This window comes from Streptomyces sp. SGAir0957 (genome assembly GCF_043523415.1).
This window is the reverse complement of record NZ_CP027293.1, coordinates 7,589,948-7,613,766: the sequence shown is the minus strand read 5'-3', so window position 1 is coordinate 7,613,766 and position 23,819 is coordinate 7,589,948. Positions and strand designations below refer to the sequence as shown.

Sequence of the window (23,819 nt, the reverse complement as noted above, 5' to 3'; positions counted from 1 at the left end):
CAGGGGTCCTCTCAGGGACGCAGGGATATGGGGTGGTGCTGGATGGGCGGGGAGCCGCCGGTACGGGGCGGAGGGGAGTTGGTACCGGCGGCCACCGGCCCGGCCAGAGCCAGGGGTGGAGCCGCGATCTGCGGGGCCGGGGGATGTGGCGCCCGCAGACCGCGGGGATCAGGGAGTGCTCGCGGTGACCAGGCGCAGCCCGCCCCGACGCGCGGCCGGGCTCGGCTTCGACGCCCCGGACGGCCTCTCTGGACGGTCCGTGTCCGGCACGTCGTAGGCGACGAACGCCGTCGCCATGTGCTCGTCGGTGACCGGGTCCGAGATCGAGATCCGCAGCCTCGGACCGTTGCTCAACGGCAGCAGCGCGTTGTACCGGGCCGCGATCTCCTCGGCCATCGCCCGCGCCGCCACACGACGCGCCCGCTCAGCGGTCATGACGTCACCGCCACGACGAGGAACCGGTCACGGCCGATGTCCTGCCGGACGGTCGCCGGGGTACCGGCCTCCGTCAGCTGGCGCGCCTTCTCCTCCGCCGGGAACTGGCCGCGGGGGTGGCCGACCGGGAACTCGGCGAGGATCTTGCGGGGCGGGCGGACGTAGGAGGCGGCCTCGTGGGCGGCGACGTCGGCGGGGCTCATGGTGGGGGTCGCCATCACGACCACCCCAACAGGCGCCGCACCCGACGAACCCGTTCGATCCGGCGCGCCGCAGCACGGTGCGCGGCAGCCAGACGGGCGTAGGAGTCGCGGGCCTTGCGCACGCGCTTCAGCTCGTCGGGGGTGGCGCCGCCCGGGAACCCGGAGGCGAACGTCATCACCGAATTGCGGACCGACAGATCGCGGGCCTGCTGCTCGGCCCGGCGGGCCATCGCCTCGTGGACGGCGGGGGTGATGCGCGGGGCGGGGAGTTGGGTGGTCATCACGCCACCGCCTTCGCCGCATACGAGCGGGCGAACACGGCCGACTCGCCGACCAGATCCAGCACCTCGGCCAACGTCCGGCCGGGGGTGTCGTTCCAGGCGGGCATCGCCACACCCTCACCACACCGGACCCTGATCATCAGGTGCAGCAGGTAGTAGACAGCCCGGAACACGGGACCGTTCGTGACCTGGCAGGCGGCCCCGGCCAGACACCAGCCGCCCTCCGCCGAACCGAGCTGGTACTGCACCCAGCCGTCGCGGGCCAGCAGCACGGCCATGGCATCCAGACTCTCGGCCGCCGGCAGCGCCGTACCGAGGTCGTCCAGCTCCCGCCGCAGCAACACAGACTCCGGCAGGGCGATCAGATGGAACGCGGCCGACAGGCGGGACAGGCGCTCCGCCTCGGCGACCGGGGAGTAGGGGGCGGGGGTGGGGGTTGCCGTGGCCATCAGGCCACCTCCTCGGCGGTCGTCACGACCGCGTTGCGCTCGAACTCGTCGAGCGAGGTCTGAGGGATGCGGAAGCGGGGGCGGATGCCGCCTTTGGCGATGTCGATTGCCGTGAGGTGGCCCGCCCGGATCAGCTGGCGGACGTGCTGGGTGGTGCTGCCAAGTCGCTTGGCGACCTGCTTGGTCGTGAGGTAGTCGCCCTGGGGGGCGACGGAGACAGACGTCACTGGGTGCTCCCCTGCGGTCGACTGGGGTGGACACCTAGATAGAAGCAGACGCTCTAGAGCACTGCAAGTACTCTAGAGCGATTGGAGCTGTTTTTAGGCATCAAAAAAGCCCCCGCCGTCAACGGAGGGGGCTGTTGGTGCAGGTCAGCGCTCGAAGTCGTAGACCAAGAGGAACCGTGACGCGTCCAGAATCATGCGATTGACCTCGACGACCCGGCCGTCAGCCTGCCTAGCGATCCGGTGCTGCTCGAGCACGGGGGCACCTGCCGCAATCTGCAAGTCCTGAGCCTCAACCGCCGTGGCGGCACGGGATCTGAACTGCTCACTAAAACGAACCGGCTTGTGCCCAGCCTCTTCCAGGCGGACATAGATCCCACCCTGCCCGGCGTCGAGTTCGGTGATCCGTGTATCGCGGGCGAACTCGTCAGGAATGTACGAGGTTGCCCGCATGACGGGAATCGCATCGACGGTGTACTTCCGGTTGCGACGCCACGCTTTAGCTCCAAGCTCAAGCCCCAAGACGCGCGCAACATCGTCCGGCACGTGCGGAAAGTCGACCTGCAAGTCGGTAACTTCCCAGTCGCGTCCGTCAACATCGACTTCCCACATCGAGAGAGCATCACCCCACTGCTCTGGGTACAACCGCTTAAGCGCGTTGCGAACGATCGGCTTCCACTCCGCGAGGAACCAGCCCGATCCTCCGCGAGCCTCGACGAGGCCCTCGTCGCGCAGGACTCCGAGCGCTTGCCGAACGGTCATCAGCGAAACGCCGTAGTGATCACGCAGGGCCCGCTCCCCAGGAAGCTTGCGCTCCGCCTCGAACTCGCCGGCGGCGATCCGCTGGCGCAGGTCGTCGGATACCCCAACGTACTTGTGGGGCTCGCCGGACTTGGGTGGCACAGGCTCTCCTTCTGACGGATTCATCTAGAGCAACGCTACCCGCTCTATATCACTGCTGGTCAATGACCCTCTCACGCCATTCCAGCGGAAGGGCTAGCTTGAATTGCTCTAGAGCGCTACGGTTCCGTAGTCGTCACGTTGCTGTGCGTACCGCCACAGCAGAGGGGAGTCCTGCCGTATGCACTTCCGAGGGAAGTCCAAACACGAGAGCGGCATCAGCTGCAAGACGCACAAGATCTACTCGCTCTCCTGCGACGACTTCGACGCACTCTGGGCGCGCAGCTGCGGCGCTTGCGAGTCGTGCGGCTATGAGCCAACCGACTCGCAGTACGGGCTCGTGATCGACCATGATCACAAATACGGCAGCACGGCCGTCCGGGGGCTCATCTGCCGTTGGTGTAACGCGGCTTTGGGGAAGCTGGAGAACCCGGACATCAATCCGGCGTTCGGGCCAGGACCGGGCGCCTGGTTCCGCAGCTACTTTCGTCGCGCATGGTTCGTGCGCGTCCCCGATCCTCAGGCCGACGTCGACGTCCCCGTGGATCGCGCGCGACTGAAACAGGAACTCGCGGAGTGGAGGTCGTACAACAAGGCGCTCTTCTCCACCAACCCTCAGACCGCTCTCGTCCCACTCAACAAACCGTCGGTGGCGGCTCAAATCCTTCGGGAGGAGATGAGCCATCAGGCATTCGGCGCCCTCGCCCGCACCGTCAAGGCCCTTGCGGAGCAGCCGAGGGGCAGTGGCGCCACCCAAGGTACTGGCAGCTCGGCACAAGAGACCGGGTGAACCCATGAACCTCTTCGCGCCGTTCCCCGCCGTACCCCGTTCCGCCCGCGCACTCCGTGGGGCGCGCGCCAGACCCTACCGTCTCGGGCAAGTCGGGCGTGCCGCTGGTGGGCGCCTTGAAGTCGGCCGTCTGGATTGCGACGGGCGCCCTTCGACGGCATGCGATGGTCGTCTTCTGGTCAGCTTCGAGAGGCAGGGGGCTTGCACGGATGCAACTTGCGCGGATGCATGCCGCCTGGTCATTGACGTGCATATTCCCGCTCTCGCGAATGTGTCACCCGGGTCTCGGTGAGTCTCGGCGAGTCTGGCGGAGCCGGTTTTCGATGGCCTGAACATGAACTCGCCCCGCAACAGGCTAGGTTCGACCCCGTTCGGAAAAGCGAAGGGCCCGGTGCGCGAACACCGGGCCGACCAGGAGCGCGAACTCGCTGGTCACAGATCCACCCACCCTGCGAAGAGATGAGGTATCCGAATGTCCGACACTCTAGCGCAACACGTGTTGCGCGTCCCTGCGCCGGAGGCTGAGCCCGCCCCCTCCCCCGCTCCCCGCAGCTGGTCGTTCGTGGACCGCACGTCGGGTGAGCGCCGGTCCTACACCTGCATGGAGGGCTGCACCCTCAACCACGCGTCCGACCAGGAGTCGCCGACGTCGCGTGAGGACATCTGGTGCTGGCTGTGGGATGAGTCGCTGACGCTGCCGGTGAATGAGAACGGCACGCCGGAGGAGTTCCGCGTCCTGTCGACGGTGATCAAGGTGGAGCCGTGGTCGCCGACGATGGCGGAGCGTCTGCCGTATGCGGTGGTGGAGCTGGTCGACGACCACTTCATCTCCGGTCTGGACCCGGACGGCTACGAGACGCTCATCAACACGTTCGCGGCGCGGCTGGAGCGGATGCGGGCGACGCACCGCCGGCTGGTCGAGGTGCGGGCGGAGTGGATGGCGCGCTCCACGGCCTGACCCCGGACGCACAGCAGAGCGCCCCCTGCCGACTCCACGCGGCAGGGGGCGCTCTGCTGTTCAGGCGGCCGTCCGTTTGCGGACGGTCTTCACCGCCACCGCTCCGTTGTCGTCTTCGGGTCGGTCGTCGATGACGATGCGGACGGGGGTGCCGCCGGCTGTGTCGGTGACGGCCTCGACCGCTGCCGTGATCTTGCTTTGGATGCGTTGGGCGATGGCTTTGGTGACGGGGTCGTCGGCGTCGGCGCGGGCGCGGTGGAGGCTGACGATGGCGGCGACGAGGCTGGGCCCGGAGAGTCGGACGCTGACGAACCCGTCATGGTCTTTGACTTTGCCGGGGATGTGGAAGTGGCGGGTGTTTCCGGCGACTTGGATGAGGAATGCCCAGGTGTCGCGGTGGGCTCGGATGGTGGCGTGGGCGATGCCGGCTGCGGCGAGCAGCGTGTCGGAGCCGAGTTCGGGGTCGCCTTCCGCCGTGGGGGCCAGCTGTGCCGCGCGGGCGGCAGACTGGAGGCGGTTGAGTCCGCTGTTGATGGTGGCGAGTTCGGTGCTGAGCCGGTTGAGGCCGTCGGTGATGGCGGCGTTGGCTTGCCGCTGGTTCTGGTCGATGGCGTGCTGCTGGTTGGCGACTTGCTGGGCGAGTGTCGCTACGTCGTTGCCGATCTGTGCGAGCCGGTCGAGGACTGGCTGCAGGTCGACGACGCTGTTGGTGCTGCCGTTTCCCTTGTTTCTGCCGTTGCCGATTGACGGCATGGCGCCCCCCTGTGGTCGTCAGCTGACCTGGTCAGGGTGGGGCCCGGTTGAATTGTCGACAAGTGCATGAACCGGCCAACGAGAGGCACGTACCCGGCGCACATGCCAGCGCGCGCTACCTCAGCTTCCCCCGCCCGCCACCGGGCGCAGCATCCGCCCGCCGTCCCCGCATGGCCCGCCGGTTGACCCGGGGCCGGCGTGGTTCGCCTTCGAGTCCGACGGCACGCCGCGCCAGCTGGCCGATCCTCTCCTCGCTCAGCCCGGACATCTGGGCTGCTTCGCGGACGGCGGCCCCGCAGGCGGGGTCGGTGCAGTGGGCGGGGGACGCGGTGAGCCCGAGGCTCGGGTAGGTCATGTCTTCGGGCGGCAGGTAGATGGCCGCGCATCCGACGCACACGTAGATCGTCCGCATACTGCTCCGCTCCTCAGCCTTGGCCGCTGCCGTGGCAGGTGTCGCATGGCCCGGTCCATCGCCGGACGACGGGCACTTGCTTGCCGTCCTTGTCGATCTCCACGGTGTGCTGCTCATGCTCGGTCACACCGCGTCCGCTGCACGCTTTGCACGGCTCGTCGGCCATGGCTCCAGGATGCCCGCTGCGGGCGGCCGTGTCAGGCGGCTGGGTCGGCTTCACCGGTTGTGGTGACGGGTGATCTCGTCGGCGGCGTGTGGACGTGCCCGTGCCTCTCGTGTCGTTTCTTCGGTTTGCTGGTCATGTTCTATGACGAGATCGACAACCCGCTGTCGGTGCAGATGGACGCTGGCGGCGAGCTGCTGCCGTTGTTGGCGCACGGGGAGGCTCGGGCGGCACGATACGCGTTGTGGCTGTTCGGACAGGGCGACGGGCCGGCGTCGGAGGCGGCACGGGAGCTGGCGGGGCGGCTGGACCGGCGGCTTCGGCTGGCGATTCCCGATGCTTCGACGGAAGTCCCCGGCGTTCCGGGTGCGCAGTACGGGGATCTGTAATGGACGCCGACTGCTACGCCCCCGCCGAGCCCCCGCTTCTCCCTCTCCTGTCGCTGCCGGAGGCCCACGACGTGCTCGTCGTGCTGGCCGCGGTGGTGCACGGCGGGGACCCGGACCGGGAGGTCGCGCGGGGGCTGCTGATGAATTGGCGGCCCGGGTGCCGTCCGCGGACTAGCGGCCCGTCTTGGCGATGGCCATGAAGTCGATGTTGTCGGCTTCGTAGTCGATGGCTGCGGCGGCGCTGTGGAGGTCGCAGTCGGGGTCGTCGGCGAGGTTGCGGTGGGTGTTGGCGATGGCGCGGAGCAGGGTGACGACTTCGTGCGCGGAGATCCACGTCTGACCATCGCAGTCGGTGATGATGTTGAGGTGGCGGCTGGCGGGCTGAAGGTCTTCGTCGTCGTCGCTCACCGTCGCCTCCTCGCGGGCCCATACGGGCTCTGCCATTCCGGGCGCCCGTCGCGGCGCGGCAGGCGCGGAGACGGGCGTACAGGCGGCTGCACGGGGTCGCCGCAGTCGTCGCAGCCCTCGGCTTCGGGCGTGTGCCGGAACGTGTCGGCGCCGCCGTATCGCTCGGCCAGCCGCCCGATTGCCCGGTTGACCAGCTCGAGGATTATCGCCGCGCGCATGGCCCGCGCCTCCTCGATGCGCTCGATCGCCGCCTGCAAGTCGTTCCAGGTGGCGGCCGACGGTTGTCCGGCGGTGGGGTCGATGGTGGCCGGGTCGAGGGTAATCTCGCCGAAGTCGACACTGGCCACGCAGTCGAGCCGCTCCCAGCCGTCGCCGCGGAGATCGGTGCCTGCGGGCGCGATCCACACCTCGGTCGGGCCGGCGACCGCCTCGTCGATCCAGCCGCCGACGACGCTGCACCCGTCCGCCTGACGCTCGCCCTCGGGCGCTGGCCGGCTGCGCATGGCGTCGCCGCTGACGGTGTAGTCGTGCAGCACCTCGTCGATCCGGGCCAGGTGGTCGTCGGTCACCGCTGCTCCCCCGGTCCGACGGCCGCATCGAGGGCGGCGTGGACGGCCCGCCAGATCATGGCGTTGCGGTGGACGGTGTCGGAGGGCAGGTGCTGACCGAGTGCCCGTATGTGGTCCCACACGGCGTCGTAGGCGGACTGCCGGAGGTCGGTCGCTTGAGTCGCTGCCTGCACATCCAGGCCGAGGCCGACGCGTCCCACGATCCGGCGGGACAGCGGCCACCTTGCCGGATCGGCCATGAAGGCGTGCGCCCAGTCCTGCCGGTAGTCGCAGGGCTCGCCGTAGGGTTCCGGGCAGCGCCAGCCGTCCTCGCGGGCGATGAGCACGGGCGAGCCGGGCGTGTGCTCCCCGCCGCAGGTGAATGGATGCATGTCGCCCTCCCGCTGGAAACGGTTCAGGGCTTCGACCTGGTTCGGCGTCCAGGGGGCACGGATGATGTCGGTCACCGCTGCTCCCCCGCACTGTTCGCCTTGCGGCTGTCCAGGATTGCCCGGGCGCCGTCGATGCTCTCCTGCGCGATGTCGCTGATCTCCCGTAGGGCGGGTCGGAAGACGGTCTCATCTGCGGTGTCGCACCGCTGTTGGGCGTTGCGGAGGCGCTTGGCGAGTTCGGGATGGGCGGCCATGTAGGTGGCGCGGGCGGCCAGCAGGAAGAGTGCCCATGGCTGGACGCCGGGGTGGAAGTGAACGGGGCGGTTGATCATGCGGCTTGCTCCTGTTCTGCGGGTGGGATGAGACCTTTCCGTCGGGCCACGGCGATGGCTGCGGGGCGCTTCTCGTCGCGGGGAAGGTAGGCGACGTCGAGGCGGCGGTAGGCGCCGTTAAGGAGGCTGGCGACCTGTTCCCGGGTGATGCCGAGATCGCGGGCAGCGGTGGCGAGGGTGGCCCCGTCGGCTGCGACAGCGGTAAGGGCTTGGGCTTGGCGCGGGGTGAGCGGCATCCGCTTCGGTCCGGGGGTCACGGCGTCCTCCTCGTCGTCCGCCCACCGATGCCTGTCTTGATCGCCCCGTTGGGGTGGAGGTGCCCGTCGGCGGTGGCCAGCATCTTCATGGCGCGGGCGATGACGTCGCGGCGGGGTTCGCCCCGGTAGCAGCGGGTGAGGATGTCGTCGGTCGCCTCATCCGGGGTGATCGACTTAGGGCGGTGGGTGGTGGTCATGACGTCGCCTTTCGTCGTCCGCTGTACCAGGGCAGTGCGAGCCCGTCGTTCTCGGCGCGCGGAATCAGGTGCAGGTGGAGGTGGAAGACGGACTGGGTGGCTTCCCGCCCCCGGCTGGTGATCAGGTTCATGGGGCGAGTGCTCCACTGCATCAGTTCGGCCGCGCGCCGCATCGTCGCGGCAGACACCTCCGGGTCGGCCGCGAAGTCCCGCACGTGAGTCTTCGGGATGACGAGCGCGTGGCCCTCAACGACGGGGTTCAGGGGGATGATCGCCATGGCGTCGGGCCAGTAATGCCGGTGTACGACCAGAGCTGCGGGTGCGCGACCGGCGACGATCTCGCAGAACGGGCAGGTCTCGTGGGTCATGACGCCACGTCCTCGTCGTCGGCGGGGTCCCAGGTAGCGAGCGGGTCGCGGTCGGTGGTCGCCCACGTGTAGGTGGGGCAGGGCCAGGGCTGCTCGCATTCGTCGCAGTCGCCGGAGGTGAGTCCGCCACCGCCGTGGTTCTTGCTGTGGGCTTCGGCGATGCGGGCGAGCCGCTGGCCGGGGTCGTTGAGGACGATGCGGGTGGCGCCGCCGTGACCGTGAACTGCCTTGATCGACCGGAGTCCGGCCGGGTGGGCGGTGGTGGTGGGCCAGGTGCCGAGCCAGTGGATGACGGCTTCCCCGTCGCTGAAGATCACGCCTTCGGCGACCTTGCCGGTGCCGGAGACGCCGGAGATGTCGGTGTCGCGGACGAGATCGAAATGGGTGGGCTTGCTGGTCACTACTGGCTCCTGTCGTTGCGGGTGGCGGTGATGCGGCGGGCCTGCCAGGTGAACCAGGCGGCGGCTGCGGTGGTGGCGGCGAGGGCGAGCATGGCGATCACGGCAGGCCAGGAGGTCACGGCTGGCTCCTTCGCGCTGCGACCGGCCTGGACGGCTCGGTGCGGTCGAGGAGGTCCATGGCGTGCTGAAGCAGGGCGCGGCAGATGGCTCGCTCGCGAGGGTCTTCGACGGCGGCGCGGTCGATGTACTGGACGATGCGGTCGCCGGTGTCGCTGGTCGTGGCGTAGGCGAGGGTCGGGCCGTTGGGGAAGTCGATGTTCAGGTTCACGGTGTTCCTCACGGTTGGTGCGGGGCGGCGGCCGGAACCACCGCCCCAGGCGGGTGGGCTGGTCAGTCGTCGACGAAGATCAGGGCTGCGATGCCGAGCCAGGTCAGGACGGCGGCGATCCCGCCGACAATGGCGGCGAGTTGGCCGTCTGCGGTGAGGCCGAAGGTGACGCCTCCGGAGATGCCGCCGAGGGCGAGGCCGAGAAGGAACAGAGGCATCAGACCGCCTCCCCGATCTCCAACACGAGCCCGTCCTGGAACCCGCCGCGGGCTGCCGCCTTATCGGCCCGCGTCCGCTCGAGGTCGGCGAGACTGTGGCCGTGCAGGGCGGCGAGCGCGTGCACGACCTCGACCACGTCGGCGAGCTCCTCGAGGAGCCCGGCCTTGTCGGCGTCGATGACCTCGCGGGTTTCCTCGGCCAGCTTCATCCGCAGCAGGACAGGCAGTTCGGCGGGGTCGGCTTCGCGGACGGCGAGGGCCTGACCGTGGTTGGCGGCCAGCTTCGGGATGCCGTCGCGGATCAGCTTCTCGGTCACCGGCCCTCCCCCGCCTGCACCCGGCCGCCCGCAGCAGCAGGTCGGCGATCCACTTCTCGGTGGCCTGCCTGGCAGCGGCCTGCAACACCCCGGCCCGGTCCCGCTCGGGGAGCAGCGCCAGCATCGCGCCGATCAGCACGTCGACCACCGCCGTGTGGGCTGCGACCATGTCCTGCGCCATCGGGTCGTCGGCGGCGAGGACGACGGTGCGGTCACGGTCGGGGGCGGCCAGACGGGCACGGAGGGCGGCGTTCTCGGACTCCAGCGCAGTGAGGCGATCCGTTGGGGTGTTGGGGCACCGCCGCGTCTCACCAGCCTTCCGGCGGAGGGTTGCGGCGGCCCAGTGCCCGAAGCGTCGGCTAGTCTTGTCGCGCCCGTACAGGTCGAACTCGTCGGCAGCCTCGTGCAGAACGGCGGCACGGTGGGCGTCGACCGCGGCGTCGAAAGCGCGCGGCTCGACGATCTCGCCGGTGTCGCTGGCGAGGCTCAACGCCATCGAACGAAGCCGCTCCCGGGCGGCAGCAACAGTGGTCATGACGCACCACCCGCCGCCTCGTCGGCGAGCCGGAGGAGTTCGTCCCGGCACATGTCGACAAAGTCGCCGCCATACGGGATCCGCTTCTCTTCGACCGCCCGCCACAACGCATCGGCGGCCTCGCGGTACATGCTGGCCCGGTCGGCGGACACGGCCTGCAGTTCGGCGGCCCGCTCGCGGATCGCATCCCACGGCGCGCCAGTGCCCAAACCCAGCGCCACGGACAGTGACAGACGGCGGTCATCGCTGGCCGCACGAAGATCCACGATGGTGGCGCGCATCTCGGTGAGGGCCGTGCGGTCCTCGTCATGCCACTGGTGCAGCTTGGTGTTCTCGGCCGCGTACTCGCCGAGCAGTGGGGCGCGGCGGGTCAGCTCGTCGCTGAGCACCTTGGCGCGCGCCCGAGCGTTCCGCCACGCTGCCTGGTAGCGGTCGGCGGGCGCGGACGTCGCGGTGAACGGCTGCTGGGCCTGCGCGATCATCAGCTCGATGAGCATTCCGCTGATCGCGTCACCGGACGCGTGTCCCTCCTCGGACAGCCAGACATCCGAGTACCTGTCCATCGTGAACTCGCCGCCCTTCCAGCCGGTGTAGGTGGCGCCGACGGCGGACCGGGCGGCGGCGAGCATCTCCCCGACCGTGATGTTGTGGGCGGGCTCGAAGGCCAGCTCGTGGTAGTAGCCGCGATACGAGTGCGGGTTGTTGAAGCCGCGCTTGCAGACGAGCGTCGGATCGGCGGCTTCCAGGGCGGTGATCAGCTCACCAAGTTCCATGGTCATCTCCAGATCGGTCTGGGAAGGTGGGGCGAGCAGCGCCCGGGTTCCGGCCGGGCGCTGCGCGGGGGCGGTCACGGGGCGGGCGTCAGCCGGGCCGGGCAGAAGGTCGCGCTCATCCCCTCGGCGAGGTTGATCCACATGAACGAGCCGCTGGTCAGCTCCCGGTCGGTGCGGAAGAAGCAGTCGGCCAGCTCGGGCCGCCCCTTCTCCGCGAGAACCGATGTGAGGTGCGGGATCGCGTGCGCTGAGACGGCACGGATCGCGTCACCCCGGTCCGCGAAGTCCACGGTGATCGGCGGAATGTTCCAGTCGGTATCGAAGTCGATGCGGTAGGCGGTCACGGGCTGCTCCTTCGGGTCGAGTTGGGGATCACGGGGCGGGGTGGGTGGCGGCGGTGAAGCACGCCTCGCAGTTCCGGTCGCCACACGGCTCACCAGCGGCGTGCGCGGCGCCGATCCGGTCCAGTTCGGTGCGGATCTCCGGGTCGTTGACGATCGCGTCTGCGATGGAGAACGCGAGCTTCCACGTGTCGACGTTGCAGTTGATCTCCTGGGCCAGCAGATGGCGGAGACGGTCATCGGCGGGCGGGTAGGTCACCGCTGCACCGCCTTCGAGATCAGCTCGGCGAGCGGCGGGATCGGCTCCCCGCTCCGGGCGTTCGCCGACGCGCACCCGTCCAGCCAGTCCGCAACCTGCATCGCCAACTCCGGCGTGAACGTCGCGGCCAGCACGCCCTCCGGGCCGCCGATCGCGCCCGTGACACCAGCCGCCCAGCCCGAACCCCAGTACGTGTTGATCGCCATCGCCCGGAACGCATGCTCGGCGAAGGTGCGGAGACGGGCCGCGGACTCGTGCACGGCCAGCGCCGGAGACGGGGGCGGGAGCTCGACGGCGGTCACCGCTGCACCGCCCCAGCCTTGGCGTGCGCGCAGTCGGCCCACGCGACGACGGGCGGGAACGGGTCGGCGTCTCCCGGCGGCGGCTCGGAGCAGGCCTCGCAGACCTCCATCGACTGGAAGTGCGAGCATGCCTCAAGGCTGGTGATCTCGTTGCCGTTGTCGTCGAAGAACTCGTCGCACTCCCGCTCCAGGCACTCCAGCCCGGCGGCCTCGACGGTCACCGGCCGGTGCTCCGGCTTCGCAGCCCCTTGCTGCGGCCGGGTGTGGGAACGGTTCTCGCAGCGAGACCACGGGATCATGTCGCCGGATTCGGCGGTGCAGGCCGGGCAGCCGGTTCCGGCGGGAGCGGACAGGCAGAGGATGCCGTCGTCGTAGGGCTGGTGGCCCAGCGTCATCCACTCGTCCCAGGCGTCGGTGTGGCGCTCGGGGATCGGCTTGTGGGGGCAGTGCTCGGTTTCGGCGTCCCAGTAGAACTGCTTGGGCTCGTGGTCGTGGAGTTCGGTCATCGGGGTTCTCCTTCAAGTGGGCTGTTTTGTCCTGCTATCGGTGGTTCAGGTGCCGAGCGGAGCGGTCACGCGCCTCGCTGGCGTTCGCGGCGCCGGACGACCTCCGGGACCCTGGAGCGCTCCCGGGCTGTTAGAGAGCCACACAGGGACCTTCTCGGGGCCGCGGCGGGCCAGGGGTGCGGTTGTGGGCAGGACCGGTCCCCGACGCGGGCATCACGCGGCCCGGTGTTCGGCTGGCAGATCGGCGTCGCAGTAGAAGCCGATCGTCAGCATCGGATGGCCGTCCGCCGACGTGTGCTGCCGGACGACCTTCCACACCGCGGTCGCCATGCAGGCCGGGCGGCCGTCCTGCTGGCGGTGGAAGTTCGTGGTGCAGTCCGCGTAGTCGCTGTAGTCCGGCAGCAGCCAGCCCCTTGCGCTGTGGTGGGCGCGGACGGCGGTCTCGTCGCGGCCGACGAACGCCGGGTCGCCGTCGACGATGAGCCGGTCATAGACGGCGGCGATCTTCGCCAGGTCGCGGCAGGATCCGTCGCAGCGCTCGCCGTTCAGCCGCATCACCTCGGAGCCGGTGCGGGCCAACTGCCGGGCATGCAGCCGCTGGTGGAGTTCCTCCGCGGTCGTCCAGTCCATGTCGGCGGCGGTCCACTTCGGGCTGCGGGTGCAGCCACGAAAGTGCTGGACGGCGACGAGGGTGGCCAGGTTGGTGTACTCGTCGCGGCGCTTGGACTGCATCCACAGCCAGCGGGCGAACGTCGGCCGCAGTGTGATCAGCGGGAGACTGCCGTCGCCGGTGCAGCCGTGGGCGTACAGGCGGCCGTTGCCGCGGAGACGAATCTCGTCGCCGCACCAGTCGCAGCGGCCCAGGTTCGGCAGCGGGACGGGGGTCGGCTCCGTCGTGTGGGCGGGCCAGGTGGTGATCGTGGCGGTCATGCTGCGTCCTCCTCGGCGTTCCGGTGCTGGACGGTGGGCAGTTGGACGACGGCTGCCTGGTCGCAGCGGATGCAGGAGCAGCGGCCGTGCATCGGGGTGGGGCCGGTCGCGGCGGCGCCGATGGGCCAGCCGCCACGATGGGCAAGCGTGTGGCCGTAGTCGGCCGGGGCGGGTGCGGCGGCGGGCTGGGGTTTGGCCGGGGCGGGTGCGGCGGCGATGACTGAGCGGAGGTAGTCGCCGAGGTCGCCCTGCTTCCGCATGGCTGCGATGTCGTCGGTGCTGAGCTGGGGCATCAGGGGGCCTCCATGTCGACGAAAGATGCGTAGTGCAGCTGGGCGGCGACGGTGACGTCCCCGATCTGGCCGCCGCGGTGCTTGTCGACGATCAGGTCGGCTTCGCCTGCTCGAGGGCTCTCGCGCTCGTAGGCGTCTTCGCGGTGGAGCAGGATGACGATGTCGGCGTCCTGCTCGATGGAGCCGGATTCGCGGAGGTCGGACTTGGTGGGCCGCTTATCTTGGCGCTGTTCGGGGCCGCGGTTGAGTTGCGCCAGGATGATCACGGTGATGCCGAATTCGCGGGCGAGGAGCTTGATGCCGCGGGACAGCTTGGAGACTTCGTTCTGCCGGTTCTCCGCCTTGGGTGCGGTCATCAGTTGCAGGTAGTCGACGATGACGAGCCGCAGGCCGTCGGCGCGCACGTGGTGGCGGACCTTGGCGCGCAGGGCGGGCAGGGTGAGGCTGGAGACGTCGTCGATGTACAGCGGCGCTGCGGCGATCTTCTGTCCGGCTTCGGCGGCGCGGGCCACGCCGGCGTCGTCGACGATGCCTTGCTTGAGGTGATGGAGGGCGACGCGGGCCTGGGCGCACAGGATGCTGTTGGTGATCTCGTCTTCGCTCATCTCGAGCGTGTGCAGCAGCGTCGGAATGCCGTTCTTGATCGCGGCGGCGCGGGCGAAGCCGGTGGCGATGGTCGTCTTGCCCATGGCCGGGCGGGCGCCAATGACGACCATCTGGCCGGGCGCCCATCCGCCGCACAGCAGCTTGTCCAAGTCCATGAAGCCGGTGGGGATGCGCTGTTCGTTGGTGGGCGGGGTGATGCAGCGGTCGAGGGCGGCGCCGACGAGTTCCCGGATGTGCTTGGCCTGCCGGGCGGCGTCGGGCTTGGCGACGCCGTCGAGGGCGTCTTGGAGGGCGGCGACATCGGTGTCGGGGTCGAAGGCGGCGCTGTTGCCGCGGCCGGCGGCGTCGTGGCCGAGGGCGACGATGCGGGCGGCGATGGCTTTCTTGGCGACGCGTTCGGCGTGCCAGGAGGCGGCGCCGGGCTGCGCCCACCGGTACAGCTCGGAAAGTTCGTTCTCGGCGAGGGGGCGGACGGGCATGCGTCCGTCGGCGTGCCAGGCCTCGAGCTGGCGGGCGATGGGCAGCCAGCGGATCTCGCCGTCGCGGAAGCGGGTGCGGAGTTCTTCGACGGCGAACCACACCCAGCGAAGTTGTTCGGTGCTGATGTCGGCGGGGTCGAAGCCTTCGGCGGCGAGTTCGTCGACGATCTCGGGGCGGGCCATGGCGGAGGCGGTGACGACGCGTTCGGCTTCGATGTCGCGTGGCATGCGGGGGCCGAGGCTGTCGTTGGCGTCGGGGTTGTCGTCGCGCCACAGGTCCCAGTCGGGGCTGTCGATGTCGGGCTCGGTTGTCACGCCTGCGGCTCCTTGCCTGGTTCGGAGATCTGGGCGTTCCAGCAGTGCTCGCAGTTCCGGTCGCCGCAGTGCTCGCCTGCGGTGTGGGCTTCTGCGATGCGCTTGAGTTCGCCGCGGACTTCGCGGGAGGTGACGATCCCGTCGGCGATGAAGAACGCCAGCTTCCAGCTGGTGACGTGCGGATTGATCTCCTGCGCGATCAAGTGGCGCAGGCGGTCATCGCGGGGCGGGTAGTCGCTCACGCGGCCTCACCCCGGCGGCGGTCCGGGCCGGTGAAGACGACCCGCTCGCACATCTCGATCAGGCGGCTGGTGACGCGATCGCCTAGACGCTCGGCGATCTCCTTGGGCAGCAGGTTCGAGGTGATCAGCGTCGGGAGATGGTGCTCGTACCGGTGGTTGATCAGCCGGAAGTTCACTTCCTCGGTGAACTCGGTGGGCTTGCGGTCGGCACCGAGGTCGTCGATGAGGAGGATGCGGGCGTCGCGGTACTTGCGGAACTCGGCTTCGGAGTCGATGCCGTGGCGGGGGCGCAGGGCCGCGTACAGGTCGGCGGTGGTGGTGACGACCCAGCGGGCGGCGACGCCGGTAATGGCGAGCTCCCGGATGGCGCCGTAGGCCTCGTGCGTCTTGCCCGTGCCGGTCGGGCCGAGCAGCAGCAGGGAGCGGCCCTGGAAGACGGACGCCACCGGGGCGCTGCGCTCCGCCTGGTGGTCGCGGGCGCTGGCGACGAGCTCCTGCATCCAGGTGTGGATCGCGGGGTTGTCCACGGTGGCGGTCCGGTAGTGGAACGGGACGATCTTCGCGGCTTCGGTGATCGAGTAGCGGGCGACGTTGGCCGGGGTGTACGGGTCGGTCTCGCCGGAGTTGAGCCAGTCGACGGTGACGCCGCGGAGGGCGAGCAGCTTCTCGAGGTGGAAGCGCTTCGGGTTGATCGGCGGAATCCACTGCATGGTCAGTCCCATCCCTGGTGGTAGTCGGAGTCGTTCGCGGGGTTGCGGTGCGGGCCGCTGTGCGATGACGGCGGGGTGTCGATCGGGTCGTCGTAGCTGCCTGCGTCGAGCCAGGTGTTGGAGTAGGGCGTGTAGTTGTTGTCTTCGTTTTTGCGGGCGAAGGCGTAGGCCTTGGCGGCCTTGACGATGTGGCCGGGATCGGCGCCGCGGTCGAGCGCGTCGCGCCACGCCTGCTTGGTCTTCTCGGGCTTCATGGGGCGCGGGTAGAGGAGCCAGAAGTCGCCGAAGAGCTTCCAGGCGTAGTCGCGCTCTTCGTCTCCGTGCGCCGCTCGAGAGCCGTCGCGGGCGCCATAAGAGTCTTTTGGTTCAGCTCTTGGTTCTGTCTTTTGGTTTGGGTGACGTGGGCGTCGCCCCTCCTGCGACGTGGACGTCACCCCATCCGCGACGTCGGCGTCACCGGTGACGTCCACGTCACCCCTGACGTCCACGTCACCCGTCATATCGGGCGTCGCACTGTCTGAGCTGGGCTTCTTCTTTCCGCCGCGCCGACGGGATGACGCCAGCGTCACCCGTGACGTCCGCGTCACCTCATCGGAGCTGGCGCGACCTCCCGGAACGACGAGATGGAGAGCCAGGTCGTACACCTCCGGCCGTTTCCCCTGCGGCAGGTGAGCAGCCTTGCTTTGGTCGCCGAGCCGGATGAGGCCGAGCTCGCGGAGCTGCTTGAGGTCGCGCTGGACGGAGCGCTCGGCCTTGCAGGCGTAGGCGGCCAGCCGGGCGACCGACGGGTAGGACCCGCGGCCTTTCTTGTCGGCGTGGCGCGCTAGTCCCGTCAGGGTGGCGACGAGCTGTGCGGGCATCGGTGGAGCCTTCTCGAGCGCCCAGTCCATGGCCTCAGTGCTCACTTCTGATCTCTTCTCAAGGAGGGGTGTCTCTCGGGTGGCGACTGTTCTTGGACAGCCCTCATGGAGGCTTCGGCGGGGCGGAGTTGATGCCCCGGATGCACTTCGATCCTACCGCAGGGTGCCCGTGCACCCGAGGGGCAAACGAGAGGCACTCCGTAACAGAGTGGTGCCTAGTCAGTGCACGGTCAGCTACGCTGGTTGTATGACGACGAAGGGAACGCCCGGCCGCGTGATCCGTGTGGACGACGAGACGTGGGCGGCATTCGGAGAGGTGTGCGCAGCCAAGGGTCTGTCGCGCGCCGCTGACCTGCGCGTCTACATCAACCGCGAGATCGCCGCCCACAAGCGCCGGCAGAAAGCCGACTCGTCCGGCTGATCGCATCCCTCCCCCTTCCTCCCGGCCCCGCGATGGCGGGGCCTTTGTCGTGTCTGGCTGATCGGCTAGCTGATGGCGGGGATGACGATCCAGCCGGGTTCGGCGGCGGGCATCACGCCGAGGGCCTCGGCCGCGGCGGCCAGCTGCCGGTTCCAGCTGGCGTACTGCTCGGGCGCGACGTCCTGCGGGCGGACGGTTCCGTAGCCGCCGAGGTCGATGTCGTGGTGCTGGGTGACGAGGTAGCTCTTCTCGCGGTCGTAGGCGCCGGCGTTGAGGAAGCCGACGTCGGTTCCGGAGGGGACGCCGTCCTCGAGGCGCCCGGCGTCCATGTCGGGGATTTGGAAGCCGTAGGCGAAGTAGGCGGAGTGGTAGAAGCCCATGTCGGTGGTCCTTTCGGTGGCGGTACGGATGGGTCGTTGCTAGCGGCCGGTACGCGGCCGGCGGGTCACGCGGCGGCGGGCAGGTCGTCGTCTGCGCGCTGGTGGAGCACTCGGAGGGCGTGGGCGGCCTGCTGCCAGACGACGCCGTTGCCGAGGGCGCGGAGCATGGCGGACCGGGTGAGGCCGGGGGTGTCGGTGACCCAGCCGTCGGGCAGACCCATGAGCCATTCGGTGAAGACGGGGCTCAGTCGTCCCAGAGCATCAGTGGGCCAGGGGGCGGGCCGTCCGAGGACTCGTTCCCAGCGGCGGATGGCGGGTCCGTAATCGCCCCAGTCAAGGTCGGGTTGCCCCGGCCGTAGGTCGAGGACGTTCGCTCGCTGTCCGCTGCGGCCGGTGTCGGCAGGAGCTGCCCGCTGAACACGACGTCCGAGAGCGTCCAGCCCTCGTTGACGTTCGGGTTGTCCCGCTTCCGTCCCGCCGTCGCGTTCCTGGTGCCCTTCGCGTCCCCGGCCATCGGCGTCGGCAGCAGCTTCGGCGGCGCAGACGGGGCAGTCGTCGGGGCATCGGCCGGGCTGTCCGAGTTCTGGGTCGGTGCAGTGAAGGCATCCGTTGCAGAGCCCGTCGGTGGCGTGCTCGGACTCGGGGCAGAGGCAGGTGGGGCAGGCGGGGTCGACATCTGCCGGACGGCTATCGCCAGCGGCGTCCCCTGCCCGTTCCCGTTGATCCCCTTCGCCAGGTTCCGCTGCCGCCTGGCCTCCCAGGATTCCAGCGATTCCCCGTCGTTCGGGTTCGTCGCCGTGGGTGTCGGCAGCAGGTTCACCACGACCTCGTTCAGCGGCCGGGCGTTGCGGTCCATCAGATTCGACTCGCCCGACTTCCAGTCCCGCGCCGCCGGGGTGGGCAGCAGATGCTCCACCTCGTCCGCCAGCGTCGGCCCGTGCCCGCCCTGCTTCCGCTTGTCCGGATGCTGCGAGCCGCCGTTCGACCCGAGATTCGACGTCGGCGTCTTGAACAGCTTCCGCGTCTCGTCCCGCAGCCCCCAGCCCGCCGACGATCCCCGGTCCGTCCCCCCGTCCGACGCCACCGGCGTCGAGAGCAGCCGGCCAGGCGCGAATGATGATGCGGCGCCTGCGGTGAGGTGCGCCGATTTCGTCGGCACCGAAGCGACCCCATTCCGCATCGAGCCCGAGGGTGGCCAGGTCCCCAAGGACAGCTCCGCATGCCCGCAGTACATGCTCAGTAGGTCCGTCTCCCAGGCACCACGGGCAGGGTTCCAGGTCGCTGGCAGCGGGAGCCGAGAGGAGCCCTTCGACATTTTCAATCACCACGAGTTTCGGTTTGAGGATGGAGATGGCGTGGGCCATGTGGGTCCACAGGCCGGATCGGGAGTCGGGGGTGAGGCCGACGCGGCGGCCCGCAGAGGAGACGTCCTGGCAGGGAAAACCCCCGGTCAGGATGTCGATGGGGCCGTGCTCCTCGATGACGGCGGCCCAGTCGACCTTGGTGATGTCGCCGAGGTTGGGGACGCCGGGCCAGTGCCGCTCAAGGATCTTCGCCGCGAACTGGTGCTTGTCCTCGCGGCCCTTCTTGTCCGGCGGCTCGTACTGGGAGTGCCAGACGACTTCGGCGTCGTAGACGTCCATGACCGCGAGGTCGAGGGCGCCTGTGCCGGTGAACAGGGAGCCGATGCGCAGGCTCATGTGGCTCCTCCGAAGATCGCGCGGAACTGTTCCCGCATGGGCTGGTCTTCGACGTGGTCGGGGTGGACGCATCCGTCGTGGTCGCAGCCGGCGCGGACTTGGCCGACGGGTTCGCGGCCCCACCGGATGCGGAAGGCGATACGCCGGATGGATGCTTTGGGTCCTTCGTGACCGAGCCGCAGGGTGTTGGCGGCGTGCGGCCACAGAAGGTGCCCGCCGTCGACAGGTTGGGCGAGCCGCCAGAACCGGTCTTCGGGGCTGCCACTCGGGGTGGGGCCGGGCTTGTGCTGGGGCAGGCCGAGTTCGGCGCGCAGGTCGCGGGCACGGCGGCGGGAGACGTGCAGTTGCCGCTCGATCGCCTTGTCGCTGTAGCCGGCGTGGAGGAGCTCCTCGATGGCGGCGCGGATCATGCGGCCACCTGCTCGGGTCGCTGGCTGAACGCCCGGTACAGGTGGCTCTTGGTGACGCCGAGCCGGTGGGCGGCCTGAGCGGGCGTGTAGCCCTGGGTGTTGATCAGCCAGCGGGCGTCTTCGGCGATAGAGGTGTACCGGTCGACGTGCTCGCCCAGATCCGGGGTTGCTGCGGGGCTGTCGATGTAGTCGTCGTCCCAGGCGGCCGGTGGCGCCCAGCCGTTGGCGGTGGCTCGCCGCTTGGCTTCGTCGACGAAGCGCGGATGGACACCGCGGGTGGCCGGGTCGACGTTCCACAGGCGCTCGTACAGTTCGGCGACACGTCGGACGGTGTCGGCGGCGACGACGTCTTGGCGGACGTGATCCCAGATGAGGCGGTGGTGCTGGATGCCCATCTCCGCGCCGAGGCGCTTCTGTGGCCATCCGTTGGCGATGAGTGCCTGGAGCCGGCGGCGGGTTCCGGTGCCGTCGACCCGCGCCATGGGTGCAAGCTGTTCGAAGGATGGCTTGATGGCGAGGATCTTGTCGGCGGTGGTGGTGCGGACCCGTTTCGTGCGCGGGGCGCCTTCGTGGGGTGCGCCGTAGAGGATGCGCGAGACGGCGCCGCAGGAGACGCCGGCGAGGCGGGCGACGCGCTGCCAGCCGATGCCGTGGCTCATGAGCATGCGGATGTGCTGTCGGACGGGTTCAGCGTCGACGAAGGGCTGCCAGCGGCCGTAGGCGACGAGCCGGTTGCGGGTGCGGTCGTATTCGGCACTGCGCGCGAGGCATTCCGGGCGGCGGCAGTTGTAGTTCTTCAGGCAGGTGAGGTTGCGATGGTGGGGGGCTTGGCGGACGGCGGTGGTCATGTGCGCCTCCCGGGGAGTGAGCAGCCGATGAAGAAGCCGGCGAGTGCGGCAAGGAGAACGGCGGCGGTGAGCGTCCAGCCGTTGACGGGGACCGTGGCGAGGAGGTCGCGGATCACGTCTGCCTCCCGTGTCCGTGGTCGATGACGCATCCGATGGCGGCGCAGGCGGCCCCGGTGAGCGCCCCGAAGGTGATCAGGGCGGCGAGGGCGAGGGCCGGGTGGGCGAGGAGGGTGCTCATCACGCCGCCGCCTTCCGCTGCTCGACCCGGCGGGCGATGCGGGCCTCGAGATGCAGCCGTCCGGCGGCGGTGAGCCGGTACTCGCACACCCGCTTGCCGTGCGCCTTCGGGTTGATCGACACGACTTCGCCGACGACCTCCAGGACGACGGGGTGCTCCTTCTCGACGAGGGAGCGCAGGTACAGTCCGGCCTTTTTGCAGTCGTCCTCGGGGAGGAGGAGGCGGAAGTCGTTGGAGCCGAACGGGCGGCTGCTGCGGCCGAGGTGGAGGACGGCCTGGTCGAAGACCGCTTCCGTCCACTGGTCGACGGGGCCGAGGGCGCGGAGCAGCCGGTTGGCGCGGGCCTTCGCCTGCTCGGGGGTGATGGAGGTCGTCATGGCGGAGTCCTTCCGGGATGGGATGCTGGGTTCCGGGTCGGCCGCATTACGGGTGCGGCCGGCCCGTGGCGTGCGGGCTAGAAGGGGACTTCGTTCTCGGGCCTACCGAGGGCGAGCTCCTGGAGTCGGTTGCCGATGGCGTCGTGGAGGTCGGCTCCTGCCAGCCGCAGTTCGTAGGCGATGGCGCGGGCCCACGTGCGGACCTCTTCGTTCTTGCTGTCGATGAGGGCTTCGGCGAGGTGGCCGACGATGACCCGCTCCATGGCGCGGATCCGCTGCTCGGCGGGATGGATGGGCGCCCACGGGCCGCTGGCGGCTTCCGGTGCGGGCTGGCCGTGCTTGTCGTAGGCGTCCTCGTGGATGCGTCCGCAGTCGCCGCAGCGCCGTTCCTCGTCGCCCATGAGGGAGCAGGGCATGCGGCCGGTGTCGAGGACGTGCTTCAGGTCGCGGATGTTGCGCAGGTAGATGAGCCGGTAGTCGGAGTACTGGCGGGTCAGGTCATCGAAGGGGGAGTCGGTCTTGGCCTGGTAGGCGTCGGCGACTTCCTGCCAGCGTCCGAGGAGGGTGTCGAGGAGTTCGCGGGGCGGGGTCTGCGGTGTCTCGGTCTGGTCGATGGTCATGGCGTGTGGTCTCCTTTTTGGAGGTCGCCCCGCACGGCCCGCGGGGCGACTCTCGGTGGGTGCGGGCTACTTGGTGGGCTCGCCGGCCCACGGGTCGTCGTCGGGCGGGGTCTGCTTCTTGCCACCGCCCGCGTTCTTCTTGATCTCGCTGCCGGTGATGCGGGCCTGCGGGAACGCTTCGTCGACGGCGATCTCGCGGCGCTGGATCGACTTGTGAGTGATGAGCAGCTGGGCGATGTCGGCGCCGTTCCACTGGGCGCGCGGGCGGCCGAGCTTCTGCTCCAGGCGGTCGGCGTTGATGCCGAGCTGCTGGAAGACCTGGACGGCGCCGTCGATGCGCTCCGGGAGGGGCTTGCCGTCGCCCTTGGCGAGGGTTTCCCGGCAGAGGTCTTCGGCCTCTTCGATGAACCAGTCCGGGATCACCGCGAAGATCGCTTCACGGAGGCGGCGGGCGCCGTTGTTCGCGTTGTTCTCGTAAATGTCGCGCAGGTCGATGAGGGCTTCGACCTTGCCCTTGGCGAACTTGGCGTGCGGAACGATGAAGGTCAGTACGTGCCGGGTGTTGGCTTCGACGTCCCACGCCCACGCCTGCATCTCGGACTGGCGGTACTCGTCGTCGCGGCGCATCTCGGTGACGCCGTACTGGATGTTTCCCCAGGTCTGGGCGAGCGCCTTGGCGAGGTGGATTGTCGATCCTTCGACGGCTCCCCCGGCGCGCGGGAAGCGGAAGCGGGACTTCTCGGCGAGGGCCATGGAGCTGCAGGCGGCCTGCATGGCGGAGCGGGAGCGGTCGACCTCGCGGGGGAACTGGCGGGCCACATAGATAGCGGCCTGCACCTCGGCGACGGCACGGGACTGCTCGACCGCGGTGGACTGGCCGATGCGGTCGGGGCCTTGGGCCTGCTGGACGGGGAAGTTCATGAGAGGTAGAGCTCCTTGTCGCGGTTTTCGGCGTAGCCGGGGAGGGCGAGGTAGTTGGGTTCGTGGTCGGCGTAGCCGGGCCAGTAGCCGTCGGCGGTGCACTTGGCGAAGATCTCGATGGCGTGCCGGTTCTTGGCTTCGGCGATGACGCGGGAGCCGAACTCGATGCCGATGACGTTCACGAGGTACGGGGGCTTCTTCTCCTGTGCGATGAGGAGGAGTTCGGCGTCGATGCCGCCGAGGCCCAGGGCGCGGGCGCCGGCCTCGTACCAGTCGGCTTGCTGGTTGTAGCCGTACTTGTCGATGTCCTTCTGCATCGCTTCGTTGCTGGCGTCGGTGGTGGTCTTGTAGTCGGGGATGATCAGGCGCCCGCCCTGGATGGAGGGCAGCCAGTCGAAGCGGACGCGCCGGCGGATCCCGGACGGTTCGTCGATCCAGAACCCGGACTGTTCGGGCGCCCCGTAGGCGGGGTCGAGGAGGGCGGCGGCGAGCGGGTGGCGGCGGATGGCGTCGGCCATGTCGGTGACCATCTGCATCTCGTGCTGCTTGAGCGGGATGGCGCCCATGGCGCGGGCTTCGGCGACCTCGGCTTTGGCGGCCTTGGTGTTCCAGGTGTCGTGGTCGACGACGACGAGCTTGGGGCCGTTGCCGAGGACCATCTTGTGGGCGGCGTTGCCGTAGTCGAACGTCTTGGTGGCGGGTTGCGGGTGGTCCTGCTCGTACCGGAACTTGGCAGGGCAGGAGGGGGGCAGGAGCTTGCGGGCGCCGGACGACGACAGGGACGTCTTGTCGGCGTGGTAGTCCTCGTTGGAGAGGTCGTTGTGCAGGCCCAGGGCGGGCGCTGCGGGGGCGTCGACCTCGACGGCGGCGGTCATGCGGTCCGCCTGGTGCAGTCCTCGCAGCGTCCGGTCTCGACGTCGAACGGACCGTCGGTGTCGCCGCAGTGGGGGCACCTGAGTGGCGCCGCCTGCTTTGTGGTGCTTTCGGTGCTCATGTGATCTCCATGAAGGTGTGCTGATGGGGGGCGACT

At 69.5% G+C, this 23,819-nt stretch carries 45 protein-coding genes and 1 pseudogene; 4 read left to right on the top strand and 42 right to left on the bottom strand.

All coding sequences use genetic code 11. The annotated features are described in order from the left end of the window. Positions 1–168 precede the first annotated feature (168 nt). From C1N81_RS39560 to C1N81_RS39535, 6 genes are all read right to left on the bottom strand, one after another. Positions 169–435 (bottom strand): hypothetical protein, encoded by a 267-nt coding sequence (locus tag C1N81_RS39560; protein WP_394436230.1) that lies wholly within the window; start codon positions 433–435, stop codon positions 169–171. After that, positions 432–653: a hypothetical protein gene (locus tag C1N81_RS39555; protein WP_394436229.1), complete on the bottom strand. Its 222-nt coding sequence runs from the start codon at positions 651–653 to the stop codon at positions 432–434. Before C1N81_RS39555 ends, C1N81_RS39560 begins: the two co-directional genes overlap by 4 nt. Continuing rightward, a complete protein-coding gene (locus tag C1N81_RS39550) occupies positions 653–919 on the bottom strand; it encodes a hypothetical protein (RefSeq protein ID WP_394436228.1) in 267 nt (88 codons plus the stop codon). Before C1N81_RS39550 ends, C1N81_RS39555 begins: the two co-directional genes overlap by 1 nt. Beyond that, on the bottom strand, positions 919–1,368 hold the full coding sequence (locus C1N81_RS39545; protein ID WP_394436227.1) for a DUF6197 family protein: 450 nt from the start codon (positions 1,366–1,368) through the stop codon (positions 919–921). Before C1N81_RS39545 ends, C1N81_RS39550 begins: the two co-directional genes overlap by 1 nt. Next, a complete protein-coding gene (locus C1N81_RS39540) occupies positions 1,368–1,595 on the bottom strand; it encodes a helix-turn-helix domain-containing protein (RefSeq protein WP_394436226.1) in 228 nt (75 codons plus the stop codon). The genes C1N81_RS39545 and C1N81_RS39540 overlap by 1 nt, the downstream gene beginning before the upstream one ends. A gap of 144 nt (positions 1,596–1,739) precedes the next feature. Next, entirely contained in the window at positions 1,740–2,495 is a 756-nt protein-coding gene (locus C1N81_RS39535) for a GntR family transcriptional regulator (RefSeq protein WP_394436225.1), read from the bottom strand. Between the two features lie 178 nt (positions 2,496–2,673). Here C1N81_RS39535 and C1N81_RS39530 point away from each other — a divergent pair, with 178 nt between their 5' ends. Together C1N81_RS39530 and C1N81_RS39525 are read left to right on the top strand one after the other, a co-directional pair. Then, complete coding sequence (locus C1N81_RS39530) at positions 2,674–3,282, top strand: endonuclease domain-containing protein (protein ID WP_394436224.1); 609 nt, start codon at positions 2,674–2,676, stop codon at positions 3,280–3,282. 472 nt (positions 3,283–3,754) lie between these two features. Next, on the top strand, positions 3,755–4,240 hold the full coding sequence (locus tag C1N81_RS39525) for a DUF6907 domain-containing protein (RefSeq protein ID WP_394436223.1): 486 nt from the start codon (positions 3,755–3,757) through the stop codon (positions 4,238–4,240). A gap of 60 nt (positions 4,241–4,300) precedes the next feature. Here C1N81_RS39525 and C1N81_RS39520 read toward each other — a convergent pair whose 3' ends face one another. The 3 genes from C1N81_RS39520 to C1N81_RS39510 form a co-directional block, all read right to left on the bottom strand. Further along, complete coding sequence (locus C1N81_RS39520; RefSeq protein ID WP_394436222.1) at positions 4,301–4,993, bottom strand: hypothetical protein; 693 nt, start codon at positions 4,991–4,993, stop codon at positions 4,301–4,303. 115 nt (positions 4,994–5,108) lie between these two features. Next, complete coding sequence (locus C1N81_RS39515; protein ID WP_394436221.1) at positions 5,109–5,405, bottom strand: hypothetical protein; 297 nt, start codon at positions 5,403–5,405, stop codon at positions 5,109–5,111. A gap of 13 nt (positions 5,406–5,418) precedes the next feature. Next, a complete protein-coding gene (locus C1N81_RS39510; RefSeq protein ID WP_394436219.1) occupies positions 5,419–5,571 on the bottom strand; it encodes a hypothetical protein in 153 nt (50 codons plus the stop codon). A 134-nt stretch (positions 5,572–5,705) separates the two neighbouring features. Between C1N81_RS39510 and C1N81_RS39505 the strand changes: the two genes are divergently transcribed. Next, positions 5,706–5,957: a hypothetical protein gene (locus C1N81_RS39505; RefSeq protein WP_394436218.1), complete on the top strand. Its 252-nt coding sequence runs from the start codon at positions 5,706–5,708 to the stop codon at positions 5,955–5,957. 171 nt (positions 5,958–6,128) lie between these two features. Here C1N81_RS39505 and C1N81_RS39500 read toward each other — a convergent pair whose 3' ends face one another. The 22 genes from C1N81_RS39500 to C1N81_RS39395 form a co-directional block, all read right to left on the bottom strand. After that, positions 6,129–6,365, bottom strand: a complete 237-nt coding sequence (locus C1N81_RS39500; protein WP_394436217.1) for a hypothetical protein — start codon at positions 6,363–6,365, stop codon at positions 6,129–6,131. After that, complete coding sequence (locus C1N81_RS39495) at positions 6,362–6,934, bottom strand: hypothetical protein (RefSeq protein WP_394436216.1); 573 nt, start codon at positions 6,932–6,934, stop codon at positions 6,362–6,364. Before C1N81_RS39495 ends, C1N81_RS39500 begins: the two co-directional genes overlap by 4 nt. Then, positions 6,931–7,380, bottom strand: a complete 450-nt coding sequence (locus C1N81_RS39490; protein ID WP_394436215.1) for a hypothetical protein — start codon at positions 7,378–7,380, stop codon at positions 6,931–6,933. The genes C1N81_RS39495 and C1N81_RS39490 overlap by 4 nt, the downstream gene beginning before the upstream one ends. Then, entirely contained in the window at positions 7,377–7,637 is a 261-nt protein-coding gene (locus C1N81_RS39485; protein ID WP_394436214.1) for a hypothetical protein, read from the bottom strand. Before C1N81_RS39485 ends, C1N81_RS39490 begins: the two co-directional genes overlap by 4 nt. After that, positions 7,634–7,894, bottom strand: a complete 261-nt coding sequence (locus C1N81_RS39480) for a sigma factor-like helix-turn-helix DNA-binding protein (RefSeq protein ID WP_394436213.1) — start codon at positions 7,892–7,894, stop codon at positions 7,634–7,636. Before C1N81_RS39480 ends, C1N81_RS39485 begins: the two co-directional genes overlap by 4 nt. Next, positions 7,891–8,091, bottom strand: coding sequence for a hypothetical protein (locus C1N81_RS39475; RefSeq protein WP_394436212.1), 201 nt, complete (start codon positions 8,089–8,091; stop codon positions 7,891–7,893). Before C1N81_RS39475 ends, C1N81_RS39480 begins: the two co-directional genes overlap by 4 nt. After that, on the bottom strand, positions 8,088–8,459 hold the full coding sequence (locus C1N81_RS39470; RefSeq protein ID WP_394436211.1) for an HIT family protein: 372 nt from the start codon (positions 8,457–8,459) through the stop codon (positions 8,088–8,090). Before C1N81_RS39470 ends, C1N81_RS39475 begins: the two co-directional genes overlap by 4 nt. After that, positions 8,456–8,860 (bottom strand): hypothetical protein, encoded by a 405-nt coding sequence (locus C1N81_RS39465; RefSeq protein WP_394436210.1) that lies wholly within the window; start codon positions 8,858–8,860, stop codon positions 8,456–8,458. The genes C1N81_RS39470 and C1N81_RS39465 overlap by 4 nt, the downstream gene beginning before the upstream one ends. Positions 8,861–8,975: 115 nt before the next feature. After that, positions 8,976–9,188 carry a hypothetical protein gene (locus C1N81_RS39460; protein WP_394436209.1) on the bottom strand — a complete coding sequence of 71 codons (213 nt, stop codon included), beginning with the start codon at positions 9,186–9,188 and terminating at the stop codon, positions 8,976–8,978. A gap of 62 nt (positions 9,189–9,250) precedes the next feature. Next, on the bottom strand, positions 9,251–9,406 hold the full coding sequence (locus C1N81_RS39455) for a hypothetical protein (RefSeq protein ID WP_394436208.1): 156 nt from the start codon (positions 9,404–9,406) through the stop codon (positions 9,251–9,253). Beyond that, positions 9,406–9,723 (bottom strand): hypothetical protein, encoded by a 318-nt coding sequence (locus C1N81_RS39450; RefSeq protein WP_394436207.1) that lies wholly within the window; start codon positions 9,721–9,723, stop codon positions 9,406–9,408. The genes C1N81_RS39455 and C1N81_RS39450 overlap by 1 nt, the downstream gene beginning before the upstream one ends. 531 nt (positions 9,724–10,254) lie before the next feature. After that, on the bottom strand, positions 10,255–11,109 hold the full coding sequence (locus tag C1N81_RS39445; protein ID WP_394436206.1) for a hypothetical protein: 855 nt from the start codon (positions 11,107–11,109) through the stop codon (positions 10,255–10,257). Then, positions 11,106–11,375, bottom strand: a complete 270-nt coding sequence (locus C1N81_RS39440; protein ID WP_394436205.1) for a hypothetical protein — start codon at positions 11,373–11,375, stop codon at positions 11,106–11,108. The genes C1N81_RS39445 and C1N81_RS39440 overlap by 4 nt, the downstream gene beginning before the upstream one ends. A 28-nt stretch (positions 11,376–11,403) precedes the next feature. After that, positions 11,404–11,631: a hypothetical protein gene (locus tag C1N81_RS39435; RefSeq protein WP_394436204.1), complete on the bottom strand. Its 228-nt coding sequence runs from the start codon at positions 11,629–11,631 to the stop codon at positions 11,404–11,406. Then, complete coding sequence (locus C1N81_RS39430; protein WP_394436203.1) at positions 11,628–11,933, bottom strand: hypothetical protein; 306 nt, start codon at positions 11,931–11,933, stop codon at positions 11,628–11,630. Before C1N81_RS39430 ends, C1N81_RS39435 begins: the two co-directional genes overlap by 4 nt. After that, positions 11,930–12,439 carry a hypothetical protein gene (locus C1N81_RS39425; RefSeq protein ID WP_394436202.1) on the bottom strand — a complete coding sequence of 170 codons (510 nt, stop codon included), beginning with the start codon at positions 12,437–12,439 and terminating at the stop codon, positions 11,930–11,932. Before C1N81_RS39425 ends, C1N81_RS39430 begins: the two co-directional genes overlap by 4 nt. Before the next feature lie 213 nt (positions 12,440–12,652). Continuing rightward, positions 12,653–13,369 carry a hypothetical protein gene (locus C1N81_RS39420; protein WP_394436201.1) on the bottom strand — a complete coding sequence of 239 codons (717 nt, stop codon included), beginning with the start codon at positions 13,367–13,369 and terminating at the stop codon, positions 12,653–12,655. Further along, on the bottom strand, positions 13,366–13,662 hold the full coding sequence (locus C1N81_RS39415; RefSeq protein ID WP_394436200.1) for a hypothetical protein: 297 nt from the start codon (positions 13,660–13,662) through the stop codon (positions 13,366–13,368). Before C1N81_RS39415 ends, C1N81_RS39420 begins: the two co-directional genes overlap by 4 nt. Next, the gene (locus tag C1N81_RS39410; RefSeq protein ID WP_394436199.1) at positions 13,662–15,062 is read right to left on the bottom strand and encodes a replicative DNA helicase; all 1,401 of its coding nucleotides are present in this window, start codon (positions 15,060–15,062) and stop codon (positions 13,662–13,664) included. Before C1N81_RS39410 ends, C1N81_RS39415 begins: the two co-directional genes overlap by 1 nt. Further along, positions 15,059–15,304 carry a hypothetical protein gene (locus C1N81_RS39405; RefSeq protein WP_394436198.1) on the bottom strand — a complete coding sequence of 82 codons (246 nt, stop codon included), beginning with the start codon at positions 15,302–15,304 and terminating at the stop codon, positions 15,059–15,061. Before C1N81_RS39405 ends, C1N81_RS39410 begins: the two co-directional genes overlap by 4 nt. Continuing rightward, the gene (locus tag C1N81_RS39400; protein WP_394436197.1) at positions 15,301–16,014 is read right to left on the bottom strand and encodes an ATP-binding protein; all 714 of its coding nucleotides are present in this window, start codon (positions 16,012–16,014) and stop codon (positions 15,301–15,303) included. The genes C1N81_RS39405 and C1N81_RS39400 overlap by 4 nt, the downstream gene beginning before the upstream one ends. Positions 16,015–16,016: 2 nt before the next feature. Then, entirely contained in the window at positions 16,017–16,919 is a 903-nt protein-coding gene (locus C1N81_RS39395; protein ID WP_394436196.1) for a helix-turn-helix domain-containing protein, read from the bottom strand. 202 nt (positions 16,920–17,121) lie between these two features. Here C1N81_RS39395 and C1N81_RS39390 point away from each other — a divergent pair, with 202 nt between their 5' ends. After that, positions 17,122–17,295 carry a hypothetical protein gene (locus tag C1N81_RS39390; protein WP_394436195.1) on the top strand — a complete coding sequence of 58 codons (174 nt, stop codon included), beginning with the start codon at positions 17,122–17,124 and terminating at the stop codon, positions 17,293–17,295. A 65-nt stretch (positions 17,296–17,360) separates the two neighbouring features. Here the strand turns inward: C1N81_RS39390 and C1N81_RS39385 are convergent, their stop codons facing one another. From C1N81_RS39385 to C1N81_RS39335, 11 genes and pseudogenes are all read right to left on the bottom strand, one after another. Continuing rightward, a complete protein-coding gene (locus tag C1N81_RS39385) occupies positions 17,361–17,675 on the bottom strand; it encodes a hypothetical protein (protein ID WP_394436194.1) in 315 nt (104 codons plus the stop codon). A 65-nt stretch (positions 17,676–17,740) separates the two neighbouring features. Next, a complete protein-coding gene (locus C1N81_RS39380) occupies positions 17,741–17,896 on the bottom strand; it encodes a hypothetical protein (RefSeq protein ID WP_394438610.1) in 156 nt (51 codons plus the stop codon). A 23-nt stretch (positions 17,897–17,919) separates the two neighbouring features. Further along, complete coding sequence (locus tag C1N81_RS39375) at positions 17,920–18,759, bottom strand: hypothetical protein (RefSeq protein ID WP_394438608.1); 840 nt, start codon at positions 18,757–18,759, stop codon at positions 17,920–17,922. 34 nt (positions 18,760–18,793) lie between these two features. Beyond that, positions 18,794–19,375: pseudogene (locus C1N81_RS39370) on the bottom strand (DNA cytosine methyltransferase); the annotation flags it as partial. Beyond that, on the bottom strand, positions 19,372–19,785 hold the full coding sequence (locus C1N81_RS39365; RefSeq protein WP_394436193.1) for a hypothetical protein: 414 nt from the start codon (positions 19,783–19,785) through the stop codon (positions 19,372–19,374). The gene C1N81_RS39365 and the pseudogene C1N81_RS39370, both read right to left, overlap by 4 nt. After that, complete coding sequence (locus C1N81_RS39360) at positions 19,782–20,633, bottom strand: helix-turn-helix domain-containing protein (RefSeq protein WP_394436192.1); 852 nt, start codon at positions 20,631–20,633, stop codon at positions 19,782–19,784. Before C1N81_RS39360 ends, C1N81_RS39365 begins: the two co-directional genes overlap by 4 nt. Positions 20,634–20,745: 112 nt before the next feature. After that, positions 20,746–20,871, bottom strand: a complete 126-nt coding sequence (locus C1N81_RS39355; protein ID WP_394436191.1) for a hypothetical protein — start codon at positions 20,869–20,871, stop codon at positions 20,746–20,748. Further along, entirely contained in the window at positions 20,871–21,248 is a 378-nt protein-coding gene (locus C1N81_RS39350) for a hypothetical protein (RefSeq protein ID WP_394436190.1), read from the bottom strand. The genes C1N81_RS39355 and C1N81_RS39350 overlap by 1 nt, the downstream gene beginning before the upstream one ends. A 77-nt stretch (positions 21,249–21,325) precedes the next feature. Further along, on the bottom strand, positions 21,326–21,868 hold the full coding sequence (locus C1N81_RS39345; RefSeq protein WP_394436189.1) for a hypothetical protein: 543 nt from the start codon (positions 21,866–21,868) through the stop codon (positions 21,326–21,328). A 66-nt stretch (positions 21,869–21,934) separates the two neighbouring features. Beyond that, positions 21,935–22,789, bottom strand: a complete 855-nt coding sequence (locus C1N81_RS39340) for a hypothetical protein (protein WP_394436188.1) — start codon at positions 22,787–22,789, stop codon at positions 21,935–21,937. Beyond that, positions 22,786–23,664: a PD-(D/E)XK nuclease-like domain-containing protein gene (locus tag C1N81_RS39335; protein WP_394436187.1), complete on the bottom strand. Its 879-nt coding sequence runs from the start codon at positions 23,662–23,664 to the stop codon at positions 22,786–22,788. The genes C1N81_RS39340 and C1N81_RS39335 overlap by 4 nt, the downstream gene beginning before the upstream one ends. Between the last annotated feature and the right edge of the window lie 155 nt (positions 23,665–23,819).

Excerpts from the sequence above, each read along its gene's own strand:
- C1N81_RS39560 (WP_394436230.1), bottom strand. The coding sequence starts at position 435 with ATGACCGCTGAGCGGGCGCGTCGTGTGGCGGCGCGGGCGATGGCCGAG.
- C1N81_RS39555 (WP_394436229.1), bottom strand. The coding sequence starts at position 653 with ATGGCGACCCCCACCATGAGCCCCGCCGACGTCGCCGCCCACGAGGCC.
- C1N81_RS39550 (WP_394436228.1), bottom strand. The coding sequence starts at position 919 with ATGACCACCCAACTCCCCGCCCCGCGCATCACCCCCGCCGTCCACGAG.
- C1N81_RS39545 (WP_394436227.1), bottom strand. The coding sequence starts at position 1,368 with ATGGCCACGGCAACCCCCACCCCCGCCCCCTACTCCCCGGTCGCCGAG.
- C1N81_RS39530 (WP_394436224.1), top strand. The coding sequence starts at position 2,674 with ATGCACTTCCGAGGGAAGTCCAAACACGAGAGCGGCATCAGCTGCAAG.
- C1N81_RS39525 (WP_394436223.1), top strand. The coding sequence starts at position 3,755 with ATGTCCGACACTCTAGCGCAACACGTGTTGCGCGTCCCTGCGCCGGAG.
- C1N81_RS39520 (WP_394436222.1), bottom strand. The coding sequence starts at position 4,993 with ATGCCGTCAATCGGCAACGGCAGAAACAAGGGAAACGGCAGCACCAAC.
- C1N81_RS39515 (WP_394436221.1), bottom strand. The coding sequence starts at position 5,405 with ATGCGGACGATCTACGTGTGCGTCGGATGCGCGGCCATCTACCTGCCG.
- C1N81_RS39510 (WP_394436219.1), bottom strand. The coding sequence starts at position 5,571 with ATGGCCGACGAGCCGTGCAAAGCGTGCAGCGGACGCGGTGTGACCGAG.
- C1N81_RS39505 (WP_394436218.1), top strand. The coding sequence starts at position 5,706 with ATGTTCTATGACGAGATCGACAACCCGCTGTCGGTGCAGATGGACGCT.
- C1N81_RS39485 (WP_394436214.1), bottom strand. The coding sequence starts at position 7,637 with ATGATCAACCGCCCCGTTCACTTCCACCCCGGCGTCCAGCCATGGGCA.
- C1N81_RS39475 (WP_394436212.1), bottom strand. The coding sequence starts at position 8,091 with ATGACCACCACCCACCGCCCTAAGTCGATCACCCCGGATGAGGCGACC.
- C1N81_RS39470 (WP_394436211.1), bottom strand. The coding sequence starts at position 8,459 with ATGACCCACGAGACCTGCCCGTTCTGCGAGATCGTCGCCGGTCGCGCA.
- C1N81_RS39455 (WP_394436208.1), bottom strand. The coding sequence starts at position 9,406 with ATGCCTCTGTTCCTTCTCGGCCTCGCCCTCGGCGGCATCTCCGGAGGC.
- C1N81_RS39425 (WP_394436202.1), bottom strand. The coding sequence starts at position 12,439 with ATGACCGAACTCCACGACCACGAGCCCAAGCAGTTCTACTGGGACGCC.
- C1N81_RS39420 (WP_394436201.1), bottom strand. The coding sequence starts at position 13,369 with ATGACCGCCACGATCACCACCTGGCCCGCCCACACGACGGAGCCGACC.
- C1N81_RS39415 (WP_394436200.1), bottom strand. The coding sequence starts at position 13,662 with ATGCCCCAGCTCAGCACCGACGACATCGCAGCCATGCGGAAGCAGGGC.
- C1N81_RS39400 (WP_394436197.1), bottom strand. The coding sequence starts at position 16,014 with ATGCAGTGGATTCCGCCGATCAACCCGAAGCGCTTCCACCTCGAGAAG.
- C1N81_RS39390 (WP_394436195.1), top strand. The coding sequence starts at position 17,122 with ATGACGACGAAGGGAACGCCCGGCCGCGTGATCCGTGTGGACGACGAG.
- C1N81_RS39385 (WP_394436194.1), bottom strand. The coding sequence starts at position 17,675 with ATGGGCTTCTACCACTCCGCCTACTTCGCCTACGGCTTCCAAATCCCC.
- C1N81_RS39380 (WP_394438610.1), bottom strand. The coding sequence starts at position 17,896 with ATGGGTCTGCCCGACGGCTGGGTCACCGACACCCCCGGCCTCACCCGG.
- C1N81_RS39365 (WP_394436193.1), bottom strand. The coding sequence starts at position 19,785 with ATGATCCGCGCCGCCATCGAGGAGCTCCTCCACGCCGGCTACAGCGAC.
- C1N81_RS39360 (WP_394436192.1), bottom strand. The coding sequence starts at position 20,633 with ATGACCACCGCCGTCCGCCAAGCCCCCCACCATCGCAACCTCACCTGC.
- C1N81_RS39355 (WP_394436191.1), bottom strand. The coding sequence starts at position 20,871 with ATGAGCACCCTCCTCGCCCACCCGGCCCTCGCCCTCGCCGCCCTGATC.
- C1N81_RS39350 (WP_394436190.1), bottom strand. The coding sequence starts at position 21,248 with ATGACGACCTCCATCACCCCCGAGCAGGCGAAGGCCCGCGCCAACCGG.
- C1N81_RS39345 (WP_394436189.1), bottom strand. The coding sequence starts at position 21,868 with ATGACCATCGACCAGACCGAGACACCGCAGACCCCGCCCCGCGAACTC.
- C1N81_RS39340 (WP_394436188.1), bottom strand. The coding sequence starts at position 22,789 with ATGAACTTCCCCGTCCAGCAGGCCCAAGGCCCCGACCGCATCGGCCAG.
- C1N81_RS39335 (WP_394436187.1), bottom strand. The coding sequence starts at position 23,664 with ATGACCGCCGCCGTCGAGGTCGACGCCCCCGCAGCGCCCGCCCTGGGC.